21 protein-coding genes and 3 pseudogenes are annotated in these 20,861 nt (G+C 55.7%); 11 read left to right on the forward strand and 13 right to left on the reverse strand.

Annotated features, from left to right (window positions below; genetic code table 11):
- Positions 1–7: 7 nt before the first annotated feature.
- The 3 genes and pseudogenes from ACPFMA_RS11285 to ACPFMA_RS11295 form a co-directional block, all read right to left on the reverse strand.
- Positions 8–145 (reverse strand): annotated as a pseudogene (locus tag ACPFMA_RS11285) (integrase); the annotation flags it as partial.
- A gap of 192 nt (positions 146–337) precedes the next feature.
- Positions 338–952 (reverse strand): YitT family protein, encoded by a 615-nt coding sequence (locus tag ACPFMA_RS11290; protein WP_420057246.1) that lies wholly within the window; start codon positions 950–952, stop codon positions 338–340.
- Positions 939–1,124 carry a hypothetical protein gene (locus tag ACPFMA_RS11295; protein WP_420057247.1) on the reverse strand — a complete coding sequence of 62 codons (186 nt, stop codon included), beginning with the start codon at positions 1,122–1,124 and terminating at the stop codon, positions 939–941. The genes ACPFMA_RS11290 and ACPFMA_RS11295 overlap by 14 nt, the downstream gene beginning before the upstream one ends.
- 196 nt (positions 1,125–1,320) lie before the next feature.
- Between ACPFMA_RS11295 and ACPFMA_RS11300 the strand changes: the two genes are divergently transcribed.
- Complete coding sequence (locus ACPFMA_RS11300) at positions 1,321–1,785, forward strand: Lrp/AsnC family transcriptional regulator (protein ID WP_420057248.1); 465 nt, start codon at positions 1,321–1,323, stop codon at positions 1,783–1,785.
- A 164-nt stretch (positions 1,786–1,949) separates the two neighbouring features.
- On the opposite strand, the pseudogene ACPFMA_RS11305 reads toward ACPFMA_RS11300, so the two are convergent.
- The 4 genes and pseudogenes from ACPFMA_RS11305 to ACPFMA_RS11320 all read right to left on the reverse strand — a co-directional run bounded on the left by ACPFMA_RS11305 (position 1,950) and on the right by ACPFMA_RS11320 (position 5,606).
- Positions 1,950–2,343 (reverse strand): annotated as a pseudogene (locus ACPFMA_RS11305) (GGDEF domain-containing protein).
- Positions 2,344–2,607: 264 nt separating this feature from the next.
- Positions 2,608–3,495 (reverse strand): hypothetical protein, encoded by an 888-nt coding sequence (locus ACPFMA_RS11310; protein WP_425930200.1) that lies wholly within the window; start codon positions 3,493–3,495, stop codon positions 2,608–2,610.
- A gap of 634 nt (positions 3,496–4,129) precedes the next feature.
- A pseudogene (locus tag ACPFMA_RS11315) lies at positions 4,130–4,566 on the reverse strand (hypothetical protein).
- 98 nt (positions 4,567–4,664) lie between these two features.
- The gene (locus ACPFMA_RS11320) at positions 4,665–5,606 is read right to left on the reverse strand and encodes an aromatic alcohol reductase (RefSeq protein WP_425930201.1); all 942 of its coding nucleotides are present in this window, start codon (positions 5,604–5,606) and stop codon (positions 4,665–4,667) included.
- A gap of 98 nt (positions 5,607–5,704) precedes the next feature.
- On the opposite strand from ACPFMA_RS11320, the gene ACPFMA_RS11325 reads away from it, so the two are divergent.
- Positions 5,705–6,154 (forward strand): winged helix-turn-helix transcriptional regulator, encoded by a 450-nt coding sequence (locus tag ACPFMA_RS11325; protein WP_420057253.1) that lies wholly within the window; start codon positions 5,705–5,707, stop codon positions 6,152–6,154.
- A 141-nt stretch (positions 6,155–6,295) separates the two neighbouring features.
- Here the strand turns inward: ACPFMA_RS11325 and ACPFMA_RS11330 are convergent, their stop codons facing one another.
- Positions 6,296–7,492 carry an MFS transporter gene (locus ACPFMA_RS11330; RefSeq protein ID WP_425930202.1) on the reverse strand — a complete coding sequence of 399 codons (1,197 nt, stop codon included), beginning with the start codon at positions 7,490–7,492 and terminating at the stop codon, positions 6,296–6,298.
- Positions 7,493–7,586: 94 nt separating this feature from the next.
- On the opposite strand from ACPFMA_RS11330, the gene ACPFMA_RS11335 reads away from it, so the two are divergent.
- Positions 7,587–8,480 carry a LysR family transcriptional regulator gene (locus tag ACPFMA_RS11335; protein WP_425930203.1) on the forward strand — a complete coding sequence of 298 codons (894 nt, stop codon included), beginning with the start codon at positions 7,587–7,589 and terminating at the stop codon, positions 8,478–8,480.
- A gap of 258 nt (positions 8,481–8,738) precedes the next feature.
- Here ACPFMA_RS11335 and ACPFMA_RS11340 read toward each other — a convergent pair whose 3' ends face one another.
- The gene (locus tag ACPFMA_RS11340) at positions 8,739–9,683 is read right to left on the reverse strand and encodes a GlxA family transcriptional regulator (RefSeq protein WP_420057315.1); all 945 of its coding nucleotides are present in this window, start codon (positions 9,681–9,683) and stop codon (positions 8,739–8,741) included.
- A 105-nt stretch (positions 9,684–9,788) separates the two neighbouring features.
- Between ACPFMA_RS11340 and ACPFMA_RS11345 the strand changes: the two genes are divergently transcribed.
- The 6 genes from ACPFMA_RS11345 to ACPFMA_RS11370 all read left to right on the forward strand — a co-directional run bounded on the left by ACPFMA_RS11345 (position 9,789) and on the right by ACPFMA_RS11370 (position 15,098).
- Positions 9,789–10,583 carry an SDR family NAD(P)-dependent oxidoreductase gene (locus tag ACPFMA_RS11345; RefSeq protein WP_425930204.1) on the forward strand — a complete coding sequence of 265 codons (795 nt, stop codon included), beginning with the start codon at positions 9,789–9,791 and terminating at the stop codon, positions 10,581–10,583.
- A 25-nt stretch (positions 10,584–10,608) separates the two neighbouring features.
- Positions 10,609–11,373 carry an SDR family oxidoreductase gene (locus ACPFMA_RS11350; RefSeq protein WP_420057258.1) on the forward strand — a complete coding sequence of 255 codons (765 nt, stop codon included), beginning with the start codon at positions 10,609–10,611 and terminating at the stop codon, positions 11,371–11,373.
- A 38-nt stretch (positions 11,374–11,411) separates the two neighbouring features.
- Positions 11,412–11,930, forward strand: coding sequence for a carboxymuconolactone decarboxylase family protein (locus ACPFMA_RS11355; protein WP_420057259.1), 519 nt, complete (start codon positions 11,412–11,414; stop codon positions 11,928–11,930).
- A gap of 180 nt (positions 11,931–12,110) precedes the next feature.
- Positions 12,111–13,118 (forward strand): zinc-binding alcohol dehydrogenase family protein, encoded by a 1,008-nt coding sequence (locus ACPFMA_RS11360; protein ID WP_425930205.1) that lies wholly within the window; start codon positions 12,111–12,113, stop codon positions 13,116–13,118.
- Between the two features lie 81 nt (positions 13,119–13,199).
- Positions 13,200–14,297: an L-dopachrome tautomerase-related protein gene (locus ACPFMA_RS11365; RefSeq protein ID WP_420057316.1), complete on the forward strand. Its 1,098-nt coding sequence runs from the start codon at positions 13,200–13,202 to the stop codon at positions 14,295–14,297.
- 12 nt (positions 14,298–14,309) lie between these two features.
- Positions 14,310–15,098, forward strand: a complete 789-nt coding sequence (locus ACPFMA_RS11370; RefSeq protein WP_425930206.1) for a glycine betaine ABC transporter substrate-binding protein — start codon at positions 14,310–14,312, stop codon at positions 15,096–15,098.
- 39 nt (positions 15,099–15,137) lie between these two features.
- Here the strand turns inward: ACPFMA_RS11370 and ACPFMA_RS11375 are convergent, their stop codons facing one another.
- Positions 15,138–16,028 carry a LysR family transcriptional regulator gene (locus ACPFMA_RS11375; protein ID WP_420057317.1) on the reverse strand — a complete coding sequence of 297 codons (891 nt, stop codon included), beginning with the start codon at positions 16,026–16,028 and terminating at the stop codon, positions 15,138–15,140.
- Positions 16,029–16,422: 394 nt separating this feature from the next.
- Between ACPFMA_RS11375 and ACPFMA_RS11380 the strand changes: the two genes are divergently transcribed.
- A complete protein-coding gene (locus ACPFMA_RS11380; protein ID WP_425930207.1) occupies positions 16,423–17,208 on the forward strand; it encodes an L-dopachrome tautomerase-related protein in 786 nt (261 codons plus the stop codon).
- Between the two features lie 88 nt (positions 17,209–17,296).
- Here ACPFMA_RS11380 and ACPFMA_RS11385 read toward each other — a convergent pair whose 3' ends face one another.
- Positions 17,297–18,232, reverse strand: coding sequence for a DMT family transporter (locus ACPFMA_RS11385; protein WP_420057263.1), 936 nt, complete (start codon positions 18,230–18,232; stop codon positions 17,297–17,299).
- Positions 18,233–18,370: 138 nt separating this feature from the next.
- Between ACPFMA_RS11385 and ACPFMA_RS11390 the strand changes: the two genes are divergently transcribed.
- A complete protein-coding gene (locus tag ACPFMA_RS11390; protein WP_425930208.1) occupies positions 18,371–18,874 on the forward strand; it encodes an Lrp/AsnC family transcriptional regulator in 504 nt (167 codons plus the stop codon).
- Between the two features lie 242 nt (positions 18,875–19,116).
- Here the strand turns inward: ACPFMA_RS11390 and ACPFMA_RS11395 are convergent, their stop codons facing one another.
- Together ACPFMA_RS11395 and ACPFMA_RS11400 are read right to left on the reverse strand one after the other, a co-directional pair.
- Complete coding sequence (locus tag ACPFMA_RS11395; protein WP_420057264.1) at positions 19,117–19,467, reverse strand: putative quinol monooxygenase; 351 nt, start codon at positions 19,465–19,467, stop codon at positions 19,117–19,119.
- A gap of 415 nt (positions 19,468–19,882) precedes the next feature.
- Entirely contained in the window at positions 19,883–20,773 is an 891-nt protein-coding gene (locus tag ACPFMA_RS11400) for a LysR substrate-binding domain-containing protein (protein ID WP_425930209.1), read from the reverse strand.
- Positions 20,774–20,861: the final 88 nt, after the last annotated feature.

Here is a 20,861-nt window from a genome sequence, read left to right on the forward strand (position 1 = left end):
TGGCTTGAGCTAGGTCACGGGTTTTCTCTCCAATTTGAAGCCTTACTTGGATAGCCCAGATATCTCTCAGTCGGGGCGGGGCGTTCTGTCCGATCAATTTTCCTGTGCTCCAGGGCTGACGGCCGCAGGTTGCGATGATGTTCATGGCAAATCCTCCACGGTGCGAGAACAAGGATGGTTAGCCAGAGCAGCGGTCGCTCTCGGCCAGGAGCGGTAAGCGGCTGCCGAACACACCCACCGAACCCCACCATCGCCCGGAACAGCTTCGTGCCTTGGCAGCACAGGCATTGCAGTTGCAGTCCCGGGTCGTGGCGTTGGGCAAGAAGATTCAGCTCGCTTACCCGCGATAACGTCCAGGCTTATGCCAGATGATGAGCACGAGGTTCATCGCTACGGTTCCCACCAGAGACCAAATCATCTTATCGACTGGCAGGTAGAAACTCGCAACAAGGAACAGGATGCAGTCACAAGCAAGCTGAGAGATACCCGCGTTAATCCCAAAGCGCTTCTGCACCCAGAGGACGACCGATCCGGTTCCGCCCATGGATGCATCGTGTCTCGCAAGGCACAGGATACCCATCCCCAGGAGTGTCCCGCCGATCACCCAACCGACCGAAGGATCCACACCGGAGACATTGAGAGCCGGTGTGATGAGCTTGACGCCCGCACCTAGGGCGAAACTCACAAGGACGCTTTTGAGGGTGAACGCTCGGCCCATGGTAAACAGAGCAAATAGAAGAAACGGGACGTTGATCGCTGGGACAAGAGTCGACGCAGGATAAGGACTGATGAACGACCCCAACAAGGCCATCCCGGCGATGCCTCCTGTGATAAGTCCAGACTTCCCCAGGATGGCGATTCCAGTTGCGGCCAGGGCGATCCCAGTAAACAGGCCGTAGGCGTCATCAAGGGCCGTGTGTCGAGGATATAGGGCGCCGTCATTGGTGCTCATGTGTCGCCTCCAATGAAACCGAGCGGCGCTTCGTGAGGCCCTCAACGGCTGTCACGCGGGCGATCTCCACGCCATCCCGAGCGATGATGACCTCGGTTCCGTAGATAACTTGTTCAAGGATGAATTCGAGACTCTTCAGAGCCTCTGGCATGTCGTATCTCACTTTGCGCATCTCGCTGTATTCCTTTTGGGAGTCCAGCCCTCACGTGATCGGCCGTCGGTGGATTGCACACGCCGGCGCACTTATGACGTAGCTTGCTGCGCTACCGGGCTGCGATGAAATTATCTCCCTCCGAGCACAGAAAGTGCTTTCGTTTTGTTCGGCCAAATACCTATCATTCAGAAAATATTTCTTAGGTTTGCAGGGTATGCAGAACAATCAATTGGATGGCATGGACAGGAGGATCCTCGGGGTTCTCACGCAGGATGGCCGAGCGAGTCTTCAGGAAATCGGGAGGCAAGTAGGACTGTCCTCAAGTCCTTGCTGGCAGCGCATCAAGCGCATGGAGGAAGCGGGGATCATCCAGGGATACCAAGCGAGAATCGACATGGCGTCTCTCGGGTATGGGGAAGGTCTGATCGTTATGGTGACTCTCGACCAGCACGGTGATGATGTGCTCGCTACGTTTGAGAAGGCCCTCGCTGAGATTCCTGAGGTCATCGAAGCGTATCTCGTCTCCGGGGAATACGATTACTTTCTCCGTCTCGCAGTGAAGGACACACGGGATTACGAGAGGCTCCTCAGGGAGAAGCTCTACAAGATCCCAGGTCTACGACACTCGGTCTCCAGCTTCGTCCTTAGGCAACTCAAGGCAGCGAGTGTGCCGCTGTGACATGCAGATCGAAGCACTTGCGCCGGGCGTGGGCTATGGTCAGGCTCAACCAACGCAGCGCGTTCCCGAACACACTCGATCCTTACCTGCGCGTTTAGCGTTGTACAAGTTGCGGTCGGCATGAATGAGTATTTCGGAAATGTCTCGACCCTAGGCAAAAGGTGCTAAGCCTGCACTGAACGTAAGCGCAACCGGCGCCTCTCGGCAAGTGCGTATCGCTTCCAGCATTTTTCAGCCAGTAGCCGCGCTTTCTCAGGATCTTGCGCATCAATGATCAGACCCAATTTCTCGCCACCCAGCCGCCCTACGCAATGCCCAACAGCCATTTCATTCAAACGGCGGGCTAACACTTGAAGTACCTCATCGCCAACGGCGTGCCCATTGATCATTAATGCTTTTAAAATCATCGACATCAATCATCATGAAATAGCCACCAGGGTAGGTCTCGACAAAATCAAGCAATCGATCTATCAGTGCACGACGGTTGTACAGTGATGTCAACTGGTAGATGCTCCCACCACCCCCAGCACTGTCAACGGCAGTGAATCTAGTCGACACACTATCGGGTGATTTATAACTACCAGCTTGAAACCCACTATTCCCGCGTACACGAACAGCCGACCTGAAAAACGCCAAACCTGGTCTGACGGTGTAAACATTTGCAGCAGGAAAACTATCATGGCTAACAGAAAAGTTATCCAGGCAGCAGGACTTCCAGCTCGCTCTGCCAGCATCACATGAATCAAAAGCCAACGGGCGAGCCCCCGTAACGGAACGGCGATAATCCCGTCTCGTAACAACAATCTGATACGTTGCCCTTGGCTAGCTGACAGATTCAGAACCTCGCGAGAACGACTTATCTTCTTTAGCATGTGTCCCTAGCTCTATACTGATCCGCGCAACCGCGAAGTTAATGGCCATCGTTTGTCTCACTGTATCTGCGAAAACTGGCCGCATCTGGACTGCACTACCGCAGCAACGAAAATAGCCTTTGGCCTCGCCGTCACGAACTAATCTCATCACATGTGTCTTGGATACATGCAGGCGTGAGGATAATTCTGCATAAGTCGAGACCTTGTAGCGCCCGTTACTTGATCGATACCTTAACGCATCCAGATATAGCGCGAGCATGGGCAAGTGGCCGCCATCCCTGTTCATAATCCACTTGGCCTCTGGCAGCAGACTATCAAGCAAAATGTCGGCGTCCAAAAGCCGTACGAATCCTGTAAAGAAACACTTTAGCAGCGCGGTAGCATCTGCGTACGTGACCGGCCCATCCTTCCGCGCCAACAACAGATCTCCAGCTATCAGATACGCTTTAATGAACCTTGCGGCCTCATCAATAGCAGACGTGCTTGGCGTATAGATGCGAAAGCGTGCATCATCCGGGTGCACTTCAATGTGCATATAACCAGTTACAAGGAGGAACGAGAAATAGGACTCAAGGCTATTACGCGACAGATATCCTCGCCTGACGCAAAACTCCCGAACCTGGGACAAAGGTGTTAGAGGGCTACGATAATGAAATGCAAACAATGTCATGACTACCATTAAGCGATCATGCTTCATCAGTGCTTTGCAGAAAAAAGGTTTGCGCTCGTAGTGCTCAAGCATCAGGTCAAAATGAAGAATTATGGCGTCATCGACTTCACGTGCGTAGAAAGCGTCCTTCGTGCTTTGCAAATAATCCAGCAGTTTTTCTCGCTTCATCGATTTTTGACTACCAGAAAAGTCGCATTATTCGGCCATGCCTCTAGTAAAGCGATTATAGGTACCTCGACAAAGACTTTCGAATCACCCCAAAAATGTTTCAGTTAAGCTTTGCTTGCCGCCCACATCCAAGCCTAATCAAATTCATCACTTAATGCGCCGATCCGCAGAGTGCAGTCTTTGTCCTCCTGGTCGATTTATACGCGCCGAACAGCATCGCTACTGCACCTTCAACATCGGTCATGCGCGGTAGTTGGTAAAGGAAGGGTCCATTGCGTCCCCTTCGCGTACGAGGCGGACATCGACCATACGCACTGTCACCCTTGCCGACCGTCATGTTATGTCGTGCATTGCTGCACCAAGTGGCCTGGGTTGCGCTTCATCTGCGTTCATCTGTGCTGGTCGGACTTTCAGCTTGCACCAGAAAACGCCCCCCTGCAGAAACTGAAAAAAATGTAATGTCGATGTCAGCGTCCTAACAGTTCCGGAAACTCATTCGACCTTGTATCTGTCGCCATGACAGGCAGCCTACTTGAAAATTCCAGATGAAATTCTCCCTGAGCTCAACGCCGGTTCATCCGGTTTTTAATGCGCGCACTACACAAAAAACCAGAGACGCCTCTGGTTTTCTGCATTACAGACGCACCGCTCCCGTCACGCTCAACAGGTGGCGTCGGGCGATCCGCAGATTCGACAACGCAACTAGCGTGGTCAGTTGCGCCGTGTTCTTTGTCAACTCGGAGAAAGGCGCTTTCACGTAACCAAACTGCTGCTTGATGACACGAAATGGGGGGGCGACCTTGGTTCCTGCCTGGGCTTTGACCGTTTCAACCCTGCGTCCGATCTTGTACGGGGCGCTCAGTGAAAACCGGTTTTGCAGCAGATGAATGCGCAGCATGGCTTTCACTGGATAGGGTTTGCGACCGCAATCTGCTTTTGGATAATGCGGCTCGATCAACGCGACCCGTCCGCTCCACTGCACGATCTGCTCCATCTCGCAAGGCAGCGCTCACGATGGGTTTGCTTGCGCTTACCGGCGTGCTCGAAATCCGAAAAGCTCATCTGACTCATGGGGTGGAGGCTTGCTCGGACTGGGGAGTTGGGCGGTGGGCTATTTAGCACTGTCGAGCCCAGGGGTTTCTCGGCAAGTCAGCTATGTGTCGTCGCGCTCACTTGCCCCCAAGGTTCGCCCGAGCCCATTGCTCAGCGGTGGTTACTGGAATCGACTGCTGTTGGTTGAAGGTTCCCGATTTAGGCCATGCCACACCTCTGCCTTGGGCGAATACAGCACGGTACTTTTTGATGTGATGGGTAGTGTCTTTCCTCAGCTCATCCATCAGGTACGGAACAGTCCACACATGAGTTTTGAATGGACGACCCAGCGCATTTTCGAGGATGTTCGCGACTTGCCCATACGACACCGTGTCGCCTGAGAGATAGACAATCTCGTTGCGCAAGCGAGGTTCGAAGAAGACGATTTCCGCCGTGAGAGCGCCGATGTCGTCTGGTGTAGTGAGCGTCACGCTGTTCTCAAGACTGCCGAGAGCGTTAACGGTGTCATTGTCGAAGTCGACGACCTCAAATACGGGCTCGAAAAGGAAGCTGGTGAACATGCCGGTCGAGATAATGACCCATTCAGTTTTGTCTTGCGCACGAAGCGCCTCGCGTACATCGAGTTGAGAATCGAAAAGATCTTGGGGGCTGCCCCGACCGATCACTTCGAAATCCACGCCAAACTGCCACGGGAAGTAGCGCTTCACCCCCGACCTTAGCGCTGCTGTTGCCAGTTTCATGGGGGTTTCTCGACCCGCGACCATACCGGCACAGCCTATGACGGTATCGAACCGGGCGAACACTTCAGCTAACTGTTCAATTGAATCGTTCACCAGGTCCGCTGCGACCATCTGAATGCCCAGCCCGCGAAGCTCATCGATTTCGGCCTTTTTCTCCGGTACCTGGGTGTTGATGGTCGACTCCCGGAGAAGAACGCTGATTTGGGAACCAGGTGCGCGTTTGGCCACTCGCGCGAGATTGCGCAAAACCGGGAGACCAAGTTCCCCAGCGCCGAGAACAAGAATGGATTGAGGGGAAAGCGGGGTTGCTTCGGTCATGATTTCTCCTGAGGCGTGATGCCTATAACATGAGCGAATGCTGGCATGATCAGGCAGTACTCGTAAGAAGGCACACGCGTGATACCTAGGAGGAATAAATGACCAATCAGGACGCTCTGAGCCAGGCAGAAGCCATCTGCCAAACGCTCCGGGAAGACGATGATGGCGTCAGGCGGGAAGTCCTCGCTCACGCAGGTAGCCGATGGTCATTGGGCATCCTGCATGCTTTGGGCGTGTACGGCACGATGCGCCACGCCGAGATAAAAAGACAGATGACTGGGGTGACCCAGCGAATGCTCACCAAGACGCTACGCGCCATGGAGCGAGATGGATTACTGCTTCGACGGGAGTTCGAGGAAATTCCGCCGCGCGTCGAATACGAGCTGACTCCGCTGGGTAGGGAGCTGTTGGTTCGGATGTCCCCCGTTTGGATGTGGGTGGTCGAAAATGCTGAGGAATTCCGCGAGGCGCGTCGCGCTTTCAACAGCCAAGGTGAAAAGAAGCCCGCCTGGCAAATCCCTACCCCCGCACGTTTTGATCCAGAGTAATCGATAGCGTGCACCTTCATTCAGATAAGTAGCACTCGATTTGACCTGGCAAAATTGAACTGTGGGAGCCGGCGTTGCCGGCGATGCGCCGCGCGGGCGGCGTCGATCTCAAGGGCGCCAAAAAAGTCATGGCAAGCCCTGTCAGCCCTGATGCGATCCACCGACGGCCGAGGGCGAGGTACCCACGTCCGATCTGAGCGACCGCCACGCAAACCCCAACACCATCAACAACCCCAACCCGGCCATCGCCGCCCCCGCCAGGGAAATCGCCGGATAACCCAACCCCGCTTTGATCACCGCGCCTCCCAGCGCCGCGCCAATCGCGTTGCCAAGGTTGAACGCACCAATGTTCACCGCCGAGGCGAGATTAGGCGCGTCCTTGGCGGCTTCCATCACGCGCATCTGCAGCGGCGGCACCAGGGCGAAGCTGGCGATGCCCCAGATCAGGATGGCTACGGCGGCCGGCAGCGGCCAGCGCATCAGTACGGTGAACGCCAGCAGGACCAGGATGAGCACGCTCAGCGAGACGATCAGGGTACGGTCTATCGAGCGGTCGGCAGCTTTGCCGCCCCACATGTTGCCCAGTGTCAGCCCTACGCCGAACAGCACCAGCATGGCGGTGATGAAGGCGGTGGAGGCGTGGGTCTCGGCGCTGAGGATCGGAGCGATGTAGGTGAAGACGGTGAACATTGCGCCCGAGCCGACGACGGTCAGGGCCAGCGCCGCCAGCACCGGGGCACGGCCCAGTACCCGGATTTCGGCCATGACACCGCCGCCTGGCGGTGCCTTGAGGTCGGGCAGGGCGAGCCACAACGCGGCCATGGTCAGCACGCCGAGGCCGGTAATGCCCCAGAAGGCGGTGCGCCAACCGAACAGCTCGCCAAACCACGTGGCCAGCGGCACACCGCCAATGGTTGCCAGGGTGAGGCCCATGAACATCGCCGCTACCGCGCCAGCACGCTTTTCAGGAACCACCACGCTGGCGGCGACGATGGAGCCGACGCCAAAGAATGCGCCGTGGTTCAGTGAGGTCACCACCCTGGCAATCATGAGGCTGTAGTAGTCGGTCGCCAGTGCGGACATGAGGTTACCCAGGGTGAAAATCGCCATGAGGCCGATCAGCAGATAACGCCGGGGAATCTTGCCGGTGGTCAGGGTCATCAGCGGCGCGCCAAGCAGTACGCCCAGGGCGTAGGCACTGACCAGCAAGCCCGCAGCGGGAATCGAAACGCCGAGGTCCGCAGCGATGCCCGGTAGCATGCCCATGGGGGCGAACTCGGTAACGCCGATGCCAAAGGCACCAATGGCGAGTGCAACAAGGGGTGGATTGATACGCATAAGAGGCTCCTTATCTATGCCGCCAATGCTACGATCAAGCGCTTTCAGGCGGTAGACGGCATTTTTGGCAATCACCTTTGCGTAAGAGGCACAAGTGGATTTCAACGGTAGATCAGGTGAGATGTTTGTGTTCGCCACCGTAGCGCAGCAAGGCAGCCTGTCGGCTGCCGCGCGTGCATTGGGGCTCACGCCCTCGGCGGTCAGTCGAATCATCGCGCGTGCCGAACAGCGCCTGGGCACCCGGCTGCTGCTGCGCACCACGCGGGCGATCACCTTCACCGCCGAGGGCGAAGCCTTTCTGCGCGGCGCCCGGCGCATCCTGGCCGACATGGATGAGGTCGAAGAAGCCATTGCCGACCAAGGCGTACCCAAGGGGCGATTGCGGGTCAGCGCTGCCCTTGGCCATGGGCGGATGTCTATCGTTCCCCTGGTCGCGGCCTTCAGCGAGCACTACCCGAATATCGTCGTGGACCTCACCTTGGGCGACGAAGTGGTCGACATCCTCGGCGGCCAGGCCGATGTGGCCATACGTTTCGGCCACCTGCCCGACAGCCCGCTGACCGCGCGCAGGATCGGCGACACCGGCCAGGTGGTAGTGGCATCGCCCCAGTACCTGCAACGCCACGGCACCCCCCAGGAACCGGAAGACCTGTTACGGCACAACTGCCTGCGCTTCAACTTCCGGCGTGCCGAACCCAACTGGCCGTTTACGCGCGACGGCAAAGCGTTTTCCCTCAATGTCAGCGGCAACATCGAATGCAGCAGCGGTGATGCACTGGCCCAACTCGCGCGGGTCGGCGCCGGGATTGCGCGTATCGGCGAGTTCACTGTCAGTGAGGACCTGCGCCGGGGCGACCTTGTATCGCTGTTGCAAGCCTGGAACCCCGGTGACCGAGAGCCGATTCATGCGGTTTTTGTGGGTGGCCCGACGATGCCGGCGCGGGTGCGGTTGTTCGTGGATTTTTTGGTGGAACAGCATCGGATGTAGGGGAGGGCGGTGGCTGGTTTTTTCCGGTGGGTAATGTTGAGTGGTTCCAGGGGCCTAGCCTTATTGACGGGTGTAATCGTGAGCCATTGGGTTGATGTTTGCGCACCTCAGCAGAGGTCGGGATGAGGCTGTTTTCGACCCTAAACAGTCATACAAATCAAGCCTTTCGCATGCGGGTACAAACCGTCCCATTTTCGGTACCTAAACGATCGACATGAGCCCAGTATCGAACCGTTCGGTTTAATAGGAAAGCGAGTTCTACTCGACTCGCCTAGCGTCGCGGCGAACTGCTTGCGGGGGAACCCCAAAACCTCGGATGAATACCTCGCGCATGTGTCGACGATCCCTGAACCCGGTTTCCCTTGCTACCGTGTCCAGGCTATGGCGACTCTGCTCGATCATTAGCCGAGCTGCCTCTAGTCGTAGGCTCTCCACCGCTTTCGCAGGTGATTGACCGGTTTCGGCAGTGAAGACCCGCGTGAATTGCCTAGGGCTCAGATGAACAACCTCCGCGAGCTCTTCGACACTCAGTGCCCTGTTCAAATGCTTGCGTGCATAATCCAAAGCGCTCTGAATGCGATCAGACTTGGGCGCCAGAGCAAGCAACTCAGAGTGCTGAGACTGCCCTCCCGATCGGCGTTGGTGCATTACGAGCTTATGAGCAACCGATTTGGCAAGCTCCGTTCCCAAATCCTTCTCCACCATCCCCAACGCCATGTCGAGGCCTGCGGTCATTCCCGCAGAGGTCCAAACAGGGCCGTCCACGATGAAGATTCGATCCTCTTCCACCTCAATGCTCGGGTGCATGCTTTGAAGAGTCTTGGCATATGCCCAGTGAGTAGTCGCACGCCGGTTATCGAGGACACCCGCTTGAGCTAAGACGAACGCTCCTGTGCAGATACCCGCGATGCGCCTGGAACTCTGGGCAAATCCCTGCACGCTGGACAGAACCTCAGTAGCGGGAGGCGTAAGCGGAGTGAGTGTCCCTGTGATCATCCAGCTATCTGCAAGCCCTGGATCATCCAAAGCCAGCGTATCGATGTGCATACCCAAGGATGATCGAATGCTCCCTCCTAACACCGAGTAGTTCTGAATCCGGTACACAGGCTCGCCCGCGACCATGTTTGCGAATTCAAAAACTGCCTGGGTGGCCAGAGACATCACCTGAAATCCATCCGTGACCAAGTAGCCGATTCGATGCATAACCGTGCTCCGATTGTGATGTCTTAAAACATGACCATATGCGTCGTTTAAGACAAATCTGATTTTTTGCATCATGGCTCCACACCCAAACAACGGAGCTGGATCATGACTCAGGAATACAAAGGCACCGCCCTGATTACAGGCGCATCCACCGGCATCGGCGCAATTTTCGCAGGCCGCCTGGCTCAACGTGGCTATGACCTGATACTGGTCGCCCGCAATCGTGATCGCCTGAACGCTCTTGCTAGCCGCATCACCAACGAGACTCAGCAGAGCGTTGAAGTCTTCCCCGCAGACCTGGCCAACGCAGCGGACCTGGCGCGAGTGGAACGCAAATTGCGCGAAGACGCCAGCATCAATCTGTTGGTTAACAACGCAGGCATTGGTACTCACACCCGTTTGCTGGACAGCGACGTGGAGCGAATGGCCGAGATGATTAGCCTCAACGTCACGGCACTCACTCGACTGACCTACGCCGCAGTTCCGGGCTTCATCGCTCGCCAACAGGGCGCACTCATCAATATCTCATCAATCGTCAGCCTGGCACCGGAAATTCTGAATGGCGTGTATGGCGCAAGCAAAGCCTACGTCACGGCCTTCACTCAGTCGTTGCACAAAGAGCTGGCAGAACAGGGCATCAAGATTCAGGCGGTACTGCCAGGAGCCACGGCGACCGATTTCTGGGAGATCGGTGGGCTGCCCGTCGAGAACCTTGATCCCAGCATCGTGATGTCAGCAAGCGACCTGGTGGATGGCGCCCTTCAAGACTTCGACAACGGTGTCCTGATCTCCATCCCTTCCATGCAGGACATACAGCATTTCGAGCTGTACGAAACCAGCCGCAAGGCGCTGTACGGACATCTCTCCAGCAACAAACTCGCTCCGCGTTACAACGTTTAATCAATCAATTGAAAGGATACAGATCATGAAAACCAGCGCAAACACCATCTTCATTACTGGCGGCACCTCGGGCATCGGTCGCGCTCTGGCCGAAGCGTTCCACCGGCGTGGAAACAAAGTCATCATCGCGGGCCGACGCCAATCGCTGCTGGATGAAATCGCCAGCTCCAATCCCGGCATCGACACTGTTCAGCTTGATATCAATGATCCCCAGCAGATCAAGGATGTCGCACAAGAGGTTATCCGTCGCCATCCCTCGCTGAACGTCATCATCAACAATGCCGGCATCATGCCTTTCGACAACCCAGGCTCTGGCGATTATGACGATGAGCAGGCTGTAGGGCTGCTGCAAACCAACCTGCTGGGCCCGGTGCGGGTTAGCGCAGCGTTTGTAGAACACCTCAAGCGCCAACCCGATGCCTACATCATCAACAACAGCTCGGTACTGGCTTATCTGCCACTGGCCGCGACTGCCCTCTATTCAGCGACCAAAGCTGCGATTCACTCCTACTCGCTGTCGCAACGTTTTGCCCTGCGCGACACCAGCGTCAAGGTTCTGGAAATCGCGCCGCCATGGGTCGACACCGATCTGATTCACAAAAGTGGTGATGAACGCGCCATGCCACTGGACGAATTCATCCAAGAGACCCTGGAAAAACTGGAGACAGCGACAACCGAAGTCCTGGTTGACCGCGTCGTACCGGTACGCGCCAACCAAGGGCCCAACGAGCATGGACTGATCAACCAGTTCAACGAGGCATTGGCCGAAAACCCTATCCCTGTCGCCTGAACAGAAACGAATTGGACAACCTGGAAGGAAGCAAAATCATGACCCGAATTGCTGCTTTGACCATTGACCAAGCTCCAGACGCTGCGCGCGCTGCCCTTCAGGGCATTGAAAAAGGCTTGGGTTTTATCCCTAACGCTTTCGCTACGCTGGCTCACTCTCCAGCAGCCTTGGGAGGATATCTCGCTCTGGCACAGGCGCTTGGCAAGAACAGCCTGACACCTGCCGAACGTGAAGTAGCGGCACTGGCGGCCTCGGAAGTTAACGGATGCGATTATTGCGTCGCGGCTCACAGCTTCTTCGGTGGGAAGGCCGGACTGAACGCTGATGATTTGCTGGCAGCACGCGCTGGCACGCTGAATGGAGTCGCTGCACTGGCTCGGGCAGTCACGCTCAACCGCGGCCAAGTGAGTGACGAGCATCTCTCAATCGCACGGGAAGCAGGGTTGGACGATGCAAAAATCGTTGACGTCATCGCGCAGGTCTCGCTGCTGACCTTGACGAACTACCTGAACAACGTGGCGAAAACGGATATCGATTTCCCACCGAAAGCGATCTGATCTGACGCCTGACTTGAACGACGTACGCGCTCCTTCCAAGACGATCAGCCATTCCTTGAATGGCTGATCGCCTCAACCTTCAGCGAAACGGCGAAAGTCTTCCTCGGGTTAGCTGGTTTTTGAGGCTTACGAAGGGAGTTAGCCTGACATCACTCTCTGACCTGTAAAGGACAACCTCATATGAAAGCCGTAGTTTTCCAAGAAGCTGGTTTGCCAATCCAAAACGCTCGTTCCCTGTTCGAAACGGACCTGCCGAAGCCCACCCCAGGTGCTCGAGATCTGCTTGTCGAAGTGAAAGCGATTGCGGTGAATCCGGTAGATACAAAGGTGCGAGCCCGCAGTACCAGCCAAGAGGTCCAAGTGCTGGGTTGGGATACTGTTGGTATCGTCCGTGAAGTCGGCAGCGACGTTTCATTGTTCAACGTTGGCGACGAAGTATTTTACGCCGGCGCGATCGATCGCCCTGGTAGCTACAGCGAATTTCACTTGGTGGATGAGCGCATCGTCGGTCAAAAACCACGTAGCCTGGACAATGCCAGTGCCGCAGCCTTGCCGCTGACCTCCATTACTGCCTGGGAGCTGTTGTTCGATCGACTGGGCGTTCAGGAGAACGGTGGTAAAGGACAAAGCCTGCTGGTCATCGGCGCCGGTGGTGGGGTTGGCTCGATTCTGGTCCAGCTGGCCCGCAAACTTACCCGACTCACCGTCATCGGTACGGCGTCGCGGCCAGAGACTCAGTCCTGGGTACAAGAACTGGGCGCCCACCATGTGATTGATCATTCCGCTTCGATCCCGCTGCAGCTTGAGAATCTGAAGCTCAACCCGGTCGACTACGTTATCAGCCTGACCCATACCGAAACCTACCTGCCGCAGATCGTCGAAGTGCTTCGCCCACAAGGCAAACTGGCACTGATTGATGACCCCGCACAACTGGACGTCATGCCACTCAAGCGCAAGTCGCTTTCGCTGCATTGGGAACTCATGTTCACGCGTTCTCTGTATCAAACCGCAGACATGATCAAACAGCATGAGTTGCTGAACAGAATTTCCGAGCTGGTCGATAACGGCGTCATCCAGACCACCATTGGCGAACACTTCGGCAAAATCGGCTCAGATAACCTGAAGCGCGCCCATGCTCTGATCGAGAGCGGCAAAGCCAAAGGCAAGATCGTTCTCGAAGGCTTCTAACCCGCTGATAGGCTCAAGGACAAGCATATGAAAGCTTTCTTCCAAGCCACTGGCCTGGCTGTCGCGGTCTCGCTCAGTGCAATGGCCATGGCCGATACCGCCTCGGGCACAGGCACCAACCCCGAACGTGTTTTCGCTTTCAATGGCGCCATGCCTACAGGCGTGACCGTTACCGAAACGGGTCGGATCTTCATCAACTTCCCTCGTTGGGGAGATGACGTACCCTACACCGTGGCAGAGATTAAACAGGGCCATTTGGTTCCTTACCCGGACCTGAAAACGAATGTGGAAAACACCAAGGATCCGGCCGCCGGGTTCATCAGCGTGCAGAGCGTGGTAGCTGACGGTCAAGGGCGTGTCTGGGTATTGGATACAGCCGCTCCCGCCTTCTCCGAGCCCAAGGCAGGTGGAGCCAAGCTGATCGCAATCGACTTGAACACCAACAAGATCGTGAAAACAGTTGTGTTCCCGCGTGAAGTGATTCTGCCAACTACCTATGTGAATGACGTCCGTTTTGATTTTCGCGTAGGTAAAGAAGGTACCGCTTACGTCACCGATTCGTCGGTAAAAGGGCCAGGCGGAATCATCGTCCTGGACCTGGCCAGCGGTACCGCAACCCGCCGCCTTAGCGGGGCCAAATCAACTTCCGTAGACCCTGAGTTCCGACCTGTCATCGAAGGGAAACCAGCACTCATCACCCGCGACGCGCAGGGTAGATCAGGGCTGCTGACCGTAGCCTCGGACGGCATCGCCCTGTCGAGCGATGGTAGGACGCTGTATTTCTGTCCGCTTTCGAGTCGACACCTGTATGCGGTTCCAACGGCTTTGTTGCGAGACCCCAATGTAAGCGAAGCCGAACTTGAACAAGCAGTTGTAGACCTTGGTGAAAAAGGCGCCTCCGACGGTCTTGAGGCTGATGCTAACGGTGCAGTCTATGCGGGGGATTATGAGCACAACTCCATCCGCAAACGCCTTGCCGATGGCACTTGGCAAACCGTGGTTGAGGATTCGCGAGTCCTTTGGCCGGATACCTTGTCGATCGGCCCAGACGGATATCTGTATTTCACTGCCAACCAGCTGCACCGCTCACCTGGCTTCAACGATGGCCAAGACAAACGGGTGAAGCCTTACAGCCTGATGCGCGTCAAGATCGACGCCAAGCCTGCGCAAACGCATTGATAAGGAAATGACATGCAAAAGCACATTCGCTTGGGCTACATCGACCTCAGCTTCCATGCCGCTAGTGCAGCGCTTGTGCAGCGCACGCTAGAGCGACATGGTTATCTGGTGGAAGTCAGTACAGCTCCTCATGAGGAGATGTTCCGGTTGTACAGCGAAGGACTAGTAGAGATGCTCGTATCAGCCTGGCTGCCTGCCAGCCATGGTGCCTACCTGGCAGCTTGCAAGAAATCGAGCACTTCCCTTGGCGTTCTTTACAACCCATTCTGCATTTGGGGGGTGCCTGATTATGTACCGGAGGATCAGGTCGCTACGATTGCAGACCTGCTGAGGCCGGATGTTGCCCAGCGGATGAGCCGCCGCATCCAAGGCATAACCCCTGGTGCTGGTATCAGTCGCTTTTCCAAAGCCATGGTGACGCAATACGGGTTGGACGCTGAAGGCTATTTTTTTGCGCAAGGCACCGAGACTGATTGCTTCAATCGTTATGAGCAATCCTATGCCGAGCGGGAATGGTTTGTCGTGCCGCTGTGGCATCCTCAATATCTGCACCATGCCTACAAAATCCGAGCCCTGGATGAACCGCTCGGGCTGTTGGGCGGTGAGGATCAAGCCACGCTCATTGCCGCCAGTGACGTTGTGCAAGCGATGCCGAAAGAACTGATTGAGGATCTGGTCTCGCTACAACCTGGCAATGCCGCGGTCAGTGAGCTTGATTTTCTTATCCGTCACAAAAAGCTTTCAGCCTTGGAAACTGCAGACATTTGGCTCGCACGTCAGTCGGCACCGGCGGAAGCTTGAATCAGTAGCGGGGCCCCGTGCCCCGCCACTGAGCCCCGACTAGCTTTCGAAACGTTTTGCTAGAAAGGCTCTAAGCGATTGGATGGCCGGCGTGAGCGATGTGCGATGGGCACATACCAGCTGAAGCGGTGCCGACTGCCCATAGCTTTCCGGGAATAGCTCAACCAGGCGGCCGCTACGAAGATCCTCAGCAACATCGAGCCTGGACTTGTAAACGATCCCCAATCCGGCGACAGCCCAGCGTCGAACAATATCGGCATCATCGCTGATTCGATCACCTGTCACCTGAACCGTCCGCACTCCCTGTGGGAAATTGAAGCTCCAACGCTCGTAGGTTTGCTCGCCCATCACATATCTCAGGCAATTATGCCCGCTCAACGCCTCAGGAGATTCCGGCATACCATGACGCGCGAGATACGCCGGCGAGGCGCAGACTGTTCTGCGGTTCATCGGTGCGAGTGCCAGGGACACCAGGCTCGAGTCACTCAACTGTCCATACCTGATACTAGCGTCCAGATGTTCCCCCACTAGATCAGCCACCTGATCACTAACCCGCAATTGCAGACGTACCATGGGGTGCGTTTGCTGAAACTCATCAAGCCATGGGAGCAACACGTTCCTGCCGATATCAGATGGCATCGACAAGCGAATAGTGCCAGCGATCTCGTCACGGCCCTGGTTCAGCGCTACCTCGCCATTATCAAGTGCTTCCAAGGCTTGCCGCGCGTGCGGCAAGTAGCGCTCGCCATCATCGGATAATCTCAACCGACGCGTCGAGCGAACAAACAATCTCACGCCCAGGTTGCTTTCCAGACGCTGAATGGCACCGCTCGCCAAGGCGGGCGAGATGTCAAGCAACCGCGCCGCGGCGGAGAAACTACCCGCAGCAGCCGTCGATACGAAGACCTGCAGATCATCGATTCGTATGATTTTCTTCACGTTGACGAAATTCTTTACGTGATGGCGAGGTTTTTCAGCGTAATGGGAAAAATGATCATTGCCCAGCCCTTCAAACAGGAACTTGCAATGACCTTCCCTAAACGATTTGTACTAACAGCTCTGATGGCAGGCTTTATCGGTGTAGCCCACGCCGAGCTGCCGCCAACCCTTCATGTGGTAGCCCAATCGGCGAATGCTGTATGGAATACGGTGGCCGTGGACAGCGCCGGAAGCCTATACGTATCGGGCCCAAAATGGACTGGCTCAGCGGGGCCATCCGTATCGAAGCTAGACCAAGCTGGAGCCCCATCCCTTTCCAAATGAGCGATGGAATAGCAATGACGCGACCATTCCAGCCGAACAGCGCTTCGTCAATGTCAATGCCATGGGCGTTGATGACAATAGCCGGCTGTGGATTGTCGATGCAGGCGTAACTGACTTCGGCGGCAAAGTCATTGCAGGTGGTGCAAAGGTCGTGGTCGTTGACCTAAAAAGCGGCGAAGTGATCAAGGTCATCCCATTCGACAGCAGCATCGCTCAAGAACATAGCTACATCGACGATATCCGCCTCAATGGCAAGCATGCCTACCTGACGGACGCTGGCGTTCCTGGCATCGTTGTCTTGGACTTCGAAACCAACAAAGCCCGGCGCGTCTTAACGACCAGTCCTGCTGTACGCGCGCCCAAGAACCGCGACATTATCCTGAGCGGCAAAGTAGTCAGAGCGCCAGATGGGACAGCATTGAGGGTGCATTCCGATCCCCTTGAGGTGTCCCCGGACGGGAAATGGCTCTACTTCGCACCGTTGGAAGGCCCTTGGCACAAGATTGAAACGCGCTGGCTGGATGATGCCAACCTGCCTGAAATTGAGCTCGTCAAACATGTCGAGTTCTGGCGAGATCTGCCGCCGGCCGGTGGGACAGTCATGGACAGCAAGGGCAATTTCTATTTCAGTGACCTAGCTGAAGATAGCGTCAAGCGAATCGCCACTGACGGCACCATTCAGACCATTGCAAAGGACACTCGCCTGCACTGGGTCGATGCACCTGCGTTCGACAACCAGGGCAGATTGTACTTGCCGGCAGCGCAAGTCGATCGAGTAGGCTTGTTCAACAATGGCGCATCGAAGGTCGAGCGACCACTGAGCGTCTATCGCATAGACTCTAAGTAACCTCACTGCACCCGTTTCAGAGCTAATGCCTTACGCATTGCGAGCTCTGAAACGGGTTTATCGAAAAGCCTCCGCCAACCTTTATGGTTCAGGTCCGGCGGGAGCGCGAAGCTAACGCAGAGACCACGACCCCCAAAACCACCAGGCCGAGCCCGGCAAGGAACATGGTGGAAACGGTCGCACCAAAAGCCAAGCAAGAGAACACTGTTCCAATCAGGGGTACCCCAAGGGTGAAATTTGACATGCCAAACGTCGAAATTCGCCGTCCGTACTCCGTAGAAATCACAAAGCACGCCGATGTCGCAATCGGACCAATGAAGAACAATTCCTCAGCCAGTTTCCTATCCAAGACAAGGGATGTCGGTGAGCCTTCGCTGACATAGGCTGCAATCGCCAACGGTATGGTAGCCAAGAGCATCTGCCACGGGGCAAGCGCCAGAGGTGGGGTCACCCACCGATGACGTTTCACATGAAGGATGACAATCGCCCAGCTGACCGCTGCAAGAAGCAGGAATATTGCCCCCAACACTGTTTCCTGATTTGTCCATTCGAGCTCTTCTGGGGAGCACACAGCCGCGACCCCTGACATCCCTATGACAAGCCCTGCAATCTGCAACCTAGAGGGCATTTCACGGAACATGACCCAGGCGACAACCACACACCACAGTGGGGTTGTGTATGCCAAGAGCACAGCGCGGCTAGTGTCGACATGAACCATCGCTACCATACCCAGACCTGTGAAAGCCATCATCTGCAACAAACCCACGCTTGCGATGATTGGCACATCCTCTCTAACGGGAAGCTTGAGCTGTCCTCTCGCGACCAGATAGGCAAAAAGACAAACCGCGGCAGTGGCGAAACGAATGGTAGCCAGCCAGAGCGGAGGCACGTCATGCAATGCAAGCTTGGTAACCGGCCAGCTACTTCCCCACAGAAGCACCATGACACCAAGCCAGACGTAAGTCGAAGATATCCCGAAATTTTTGGAGCGAGTCTTAAACACTTGCTGAGTTGAAGCGCGCATGGTGCCACCTCGTTGCAATTTAGTTACGTAGCACCATGATATTTTTGGGCATGCGAAAAAACGTACCTATCTCTTCCTCAGAAGTAGAAATGCCGGTACATTTCATTGGAAAGCTCTCATGCAGAGGAAAAATTTACCATGAGCCGCTCGAAGCTCGATGACGCTAGCCTGCGCATCCTTGATGCACTCCAAGAAAATGCGGAGTTAAGCAATGCCGAACTCGCTGAAATTGTAGGGCTTTCAACTTCGCCGTGCTGGCGACGTGTCTCAGAGATGAAGGAAAGTGGGGTCTTGCGAGGCGCCGTAACGCTAGTTGATCCTGCAGCGCTCGGCCTTGCAATAAATGTATTCGTACACGTGTCGCTCAAACTTCAGGACAAGCAGTCGCTAGAAGTATTTACGAACGCAATCAGGGAGCGCCCAGAGGTGATGGAGTGCTATTTGATGAGCGGCGAGGCGGACTTTATGCTGAGGGTGGTAAGCGAAGACCTGACAAAGTATCAGGCGCTACTGCTTGACTGGTTGACCACCATACCTGTTGTGGCAAGCATTAAGTCGAGTTTCGCACTTAGCCAAGTTAAATATACGACTGCACTGCCCACGAATCATTTGAGAGGGCGCGCTTCAGCGGGCAACAACTAACGCCATACTTTCTTTCACTCCTCAACCGAGGAGTGAAAGGTAGTTTCTGATTGGCTGAGCTTGCTCGTGCCGCCTGCTCACCAAACCTAGCCTGGGGCCCAAGCTTTGGGACGAACGCTCCCAAACTACTGGCTATGATCGTCCCGGAGACCTGCTCTGGCAATATGAACAACTCATCACCCAGATCCCGCACGGCGCGTTGCGCTTGCTCTTGAGCGATATCCGTTACGTTAGCTTAAAGCTCATGGCAAACCGTTTCCGAGCCAGAAGTTTGGGTTTACAACAGACTCCACCTGTACAGCAGAAGCAGCCGGAGCCAAGCGGAAAACCTCAACACTCGCTTTGCCGTCGATAGCCGCGCTTAAAGTTTTAAACGCCTCACCGAGTGTATGTTGAGTCAGCGCATCATCATTCTGCCAAAGCTCAAGCATGGTCCAGTGGCCTTGAGTGTCCATGTTTTCAAAAAGACGATAATGAAGACACCCGTACTCTGACTGCGTCGCTTCGACAGCTATTAGCAGGGCGCTGTGAACCTCTGCTACTGATGATGGATCTGCGGTGATATGCGCTACAACGGTAATCGTACTAGTCATGGCGAGCACTCAGTGTGTTGATGCCTTAGCTTGATCACTTCCACTAGCACGTGAAACCCAAGGGGTAGTGAAACAGTTTCAACAAATTGACGAAAGTCCCGGAAAACCTTCTAGCGCGGGCCAGCGCACAGCCGTCATACCTACGTTAGTTGTTAGCTAACGAAATCGTTCATCGATGAGAGTTTTTGATCGATTACTGCCAGATAAACTCGAGGACTGACCATCCAGAAAAGCGAAAATTGGATAGTAAACCGACCTACGAACATCCAGGATTTATCCTCTCAACGGCAATCTGGAGAATGAGAGAGTAAGTGGTTAGGTAGCCCTCCCGCCCCCGAGCCAGCGCTACGCGGTAAGTAGTGACCGGCTGCTTTCGACCCATAGCGTCCATACGCATGACAAGAACCGAATATGCTCATCCATCCCGCAGCGCCGCATCTACCAGCCACCTCAGGAACGCACTCACATGCGCCTGCCGCTCCTTCCCTGGCACGCACGCAGCAATATAACGCGGCCCCGGCAGGCTTATTTCCGGCCTATAGGCCACCAATTCCCCGCGCCTGAGGCTGTTAGCCACCAGCACATTGCTTGCCAGCACCAGTCCATGCCCGGCGATCGCGGCGCTTAAAGCAAAATGCTCATCATCGAATTCACGCATCTGCGCCGTTTCAAGCCATGACTGGCAAGCAGCCGCCGCACACCAGCTTTCCCAATTCACCGAGAATGCGCCTGGAATTTTCCAGCGCAGGTTGATCAGCTCGATCTGCTCCAGGTTCAGCGAAGCGACCAGGTCCGGGGCACCGTAGGCCGAAAATCGTTCGTGCATGAGCGCTTGGGAGAACAACCTGGGGTCGTCACGGCTGACCGAGCGAATGGCAACATCGATACTGGAGTCACGCAGTAGATCGACGAGTTCATTGCGTGTATCGACCCGTACATCAAAGTGCCCAAAGTTCTTGTAGAAGCTACCCAGCCTTGGAATCAACCAGGCTGCGGCGAAGCCTGGGGTAGTGGTTATGGTCAGGGTCTGCTGAACGGTGTCTGGATAGAAGGCCTCCAGACTGCGGCGAATGTCCGATAAGGCGCGATGCGTCTGGCGATAAAGCGACTCGCCTTCTTCGGTCACTGTCACGCCTTGTCCGGAACGATGGAATAGCCGCGCTCCGAGGTGGTTTTCCAATGTCCTGATCTGGTGGGAAATGGCCGCCGGGGTGACTGACAGTTCCTCAGCGGCCGCCTTGAAACTTCCCAGCCGCGCCGCCGCCTCGAAGGTGCGCAGCGCGTTGAGTGGAAGAGTCGAAAACACGCAGGGTTCCCTGATGAATTGAATTGATGTGCAGGCAATTTATCTCATTTTTCCTGGATCGCATGGGCAGATACCGTCCTGGTGTTCA

It is taken from the genome of Pseudomonas sp. NyZ201 (assembly GCF_049860765.1).
GTDB classification, from domain to species: domain Bacteria; phylum Pseudomonadota; class Gammaproteobacteria; order Pseudomonadales; family Pseudomonadaceae; genus Aquipseudomonas; species Aquipseudomonas bharatica.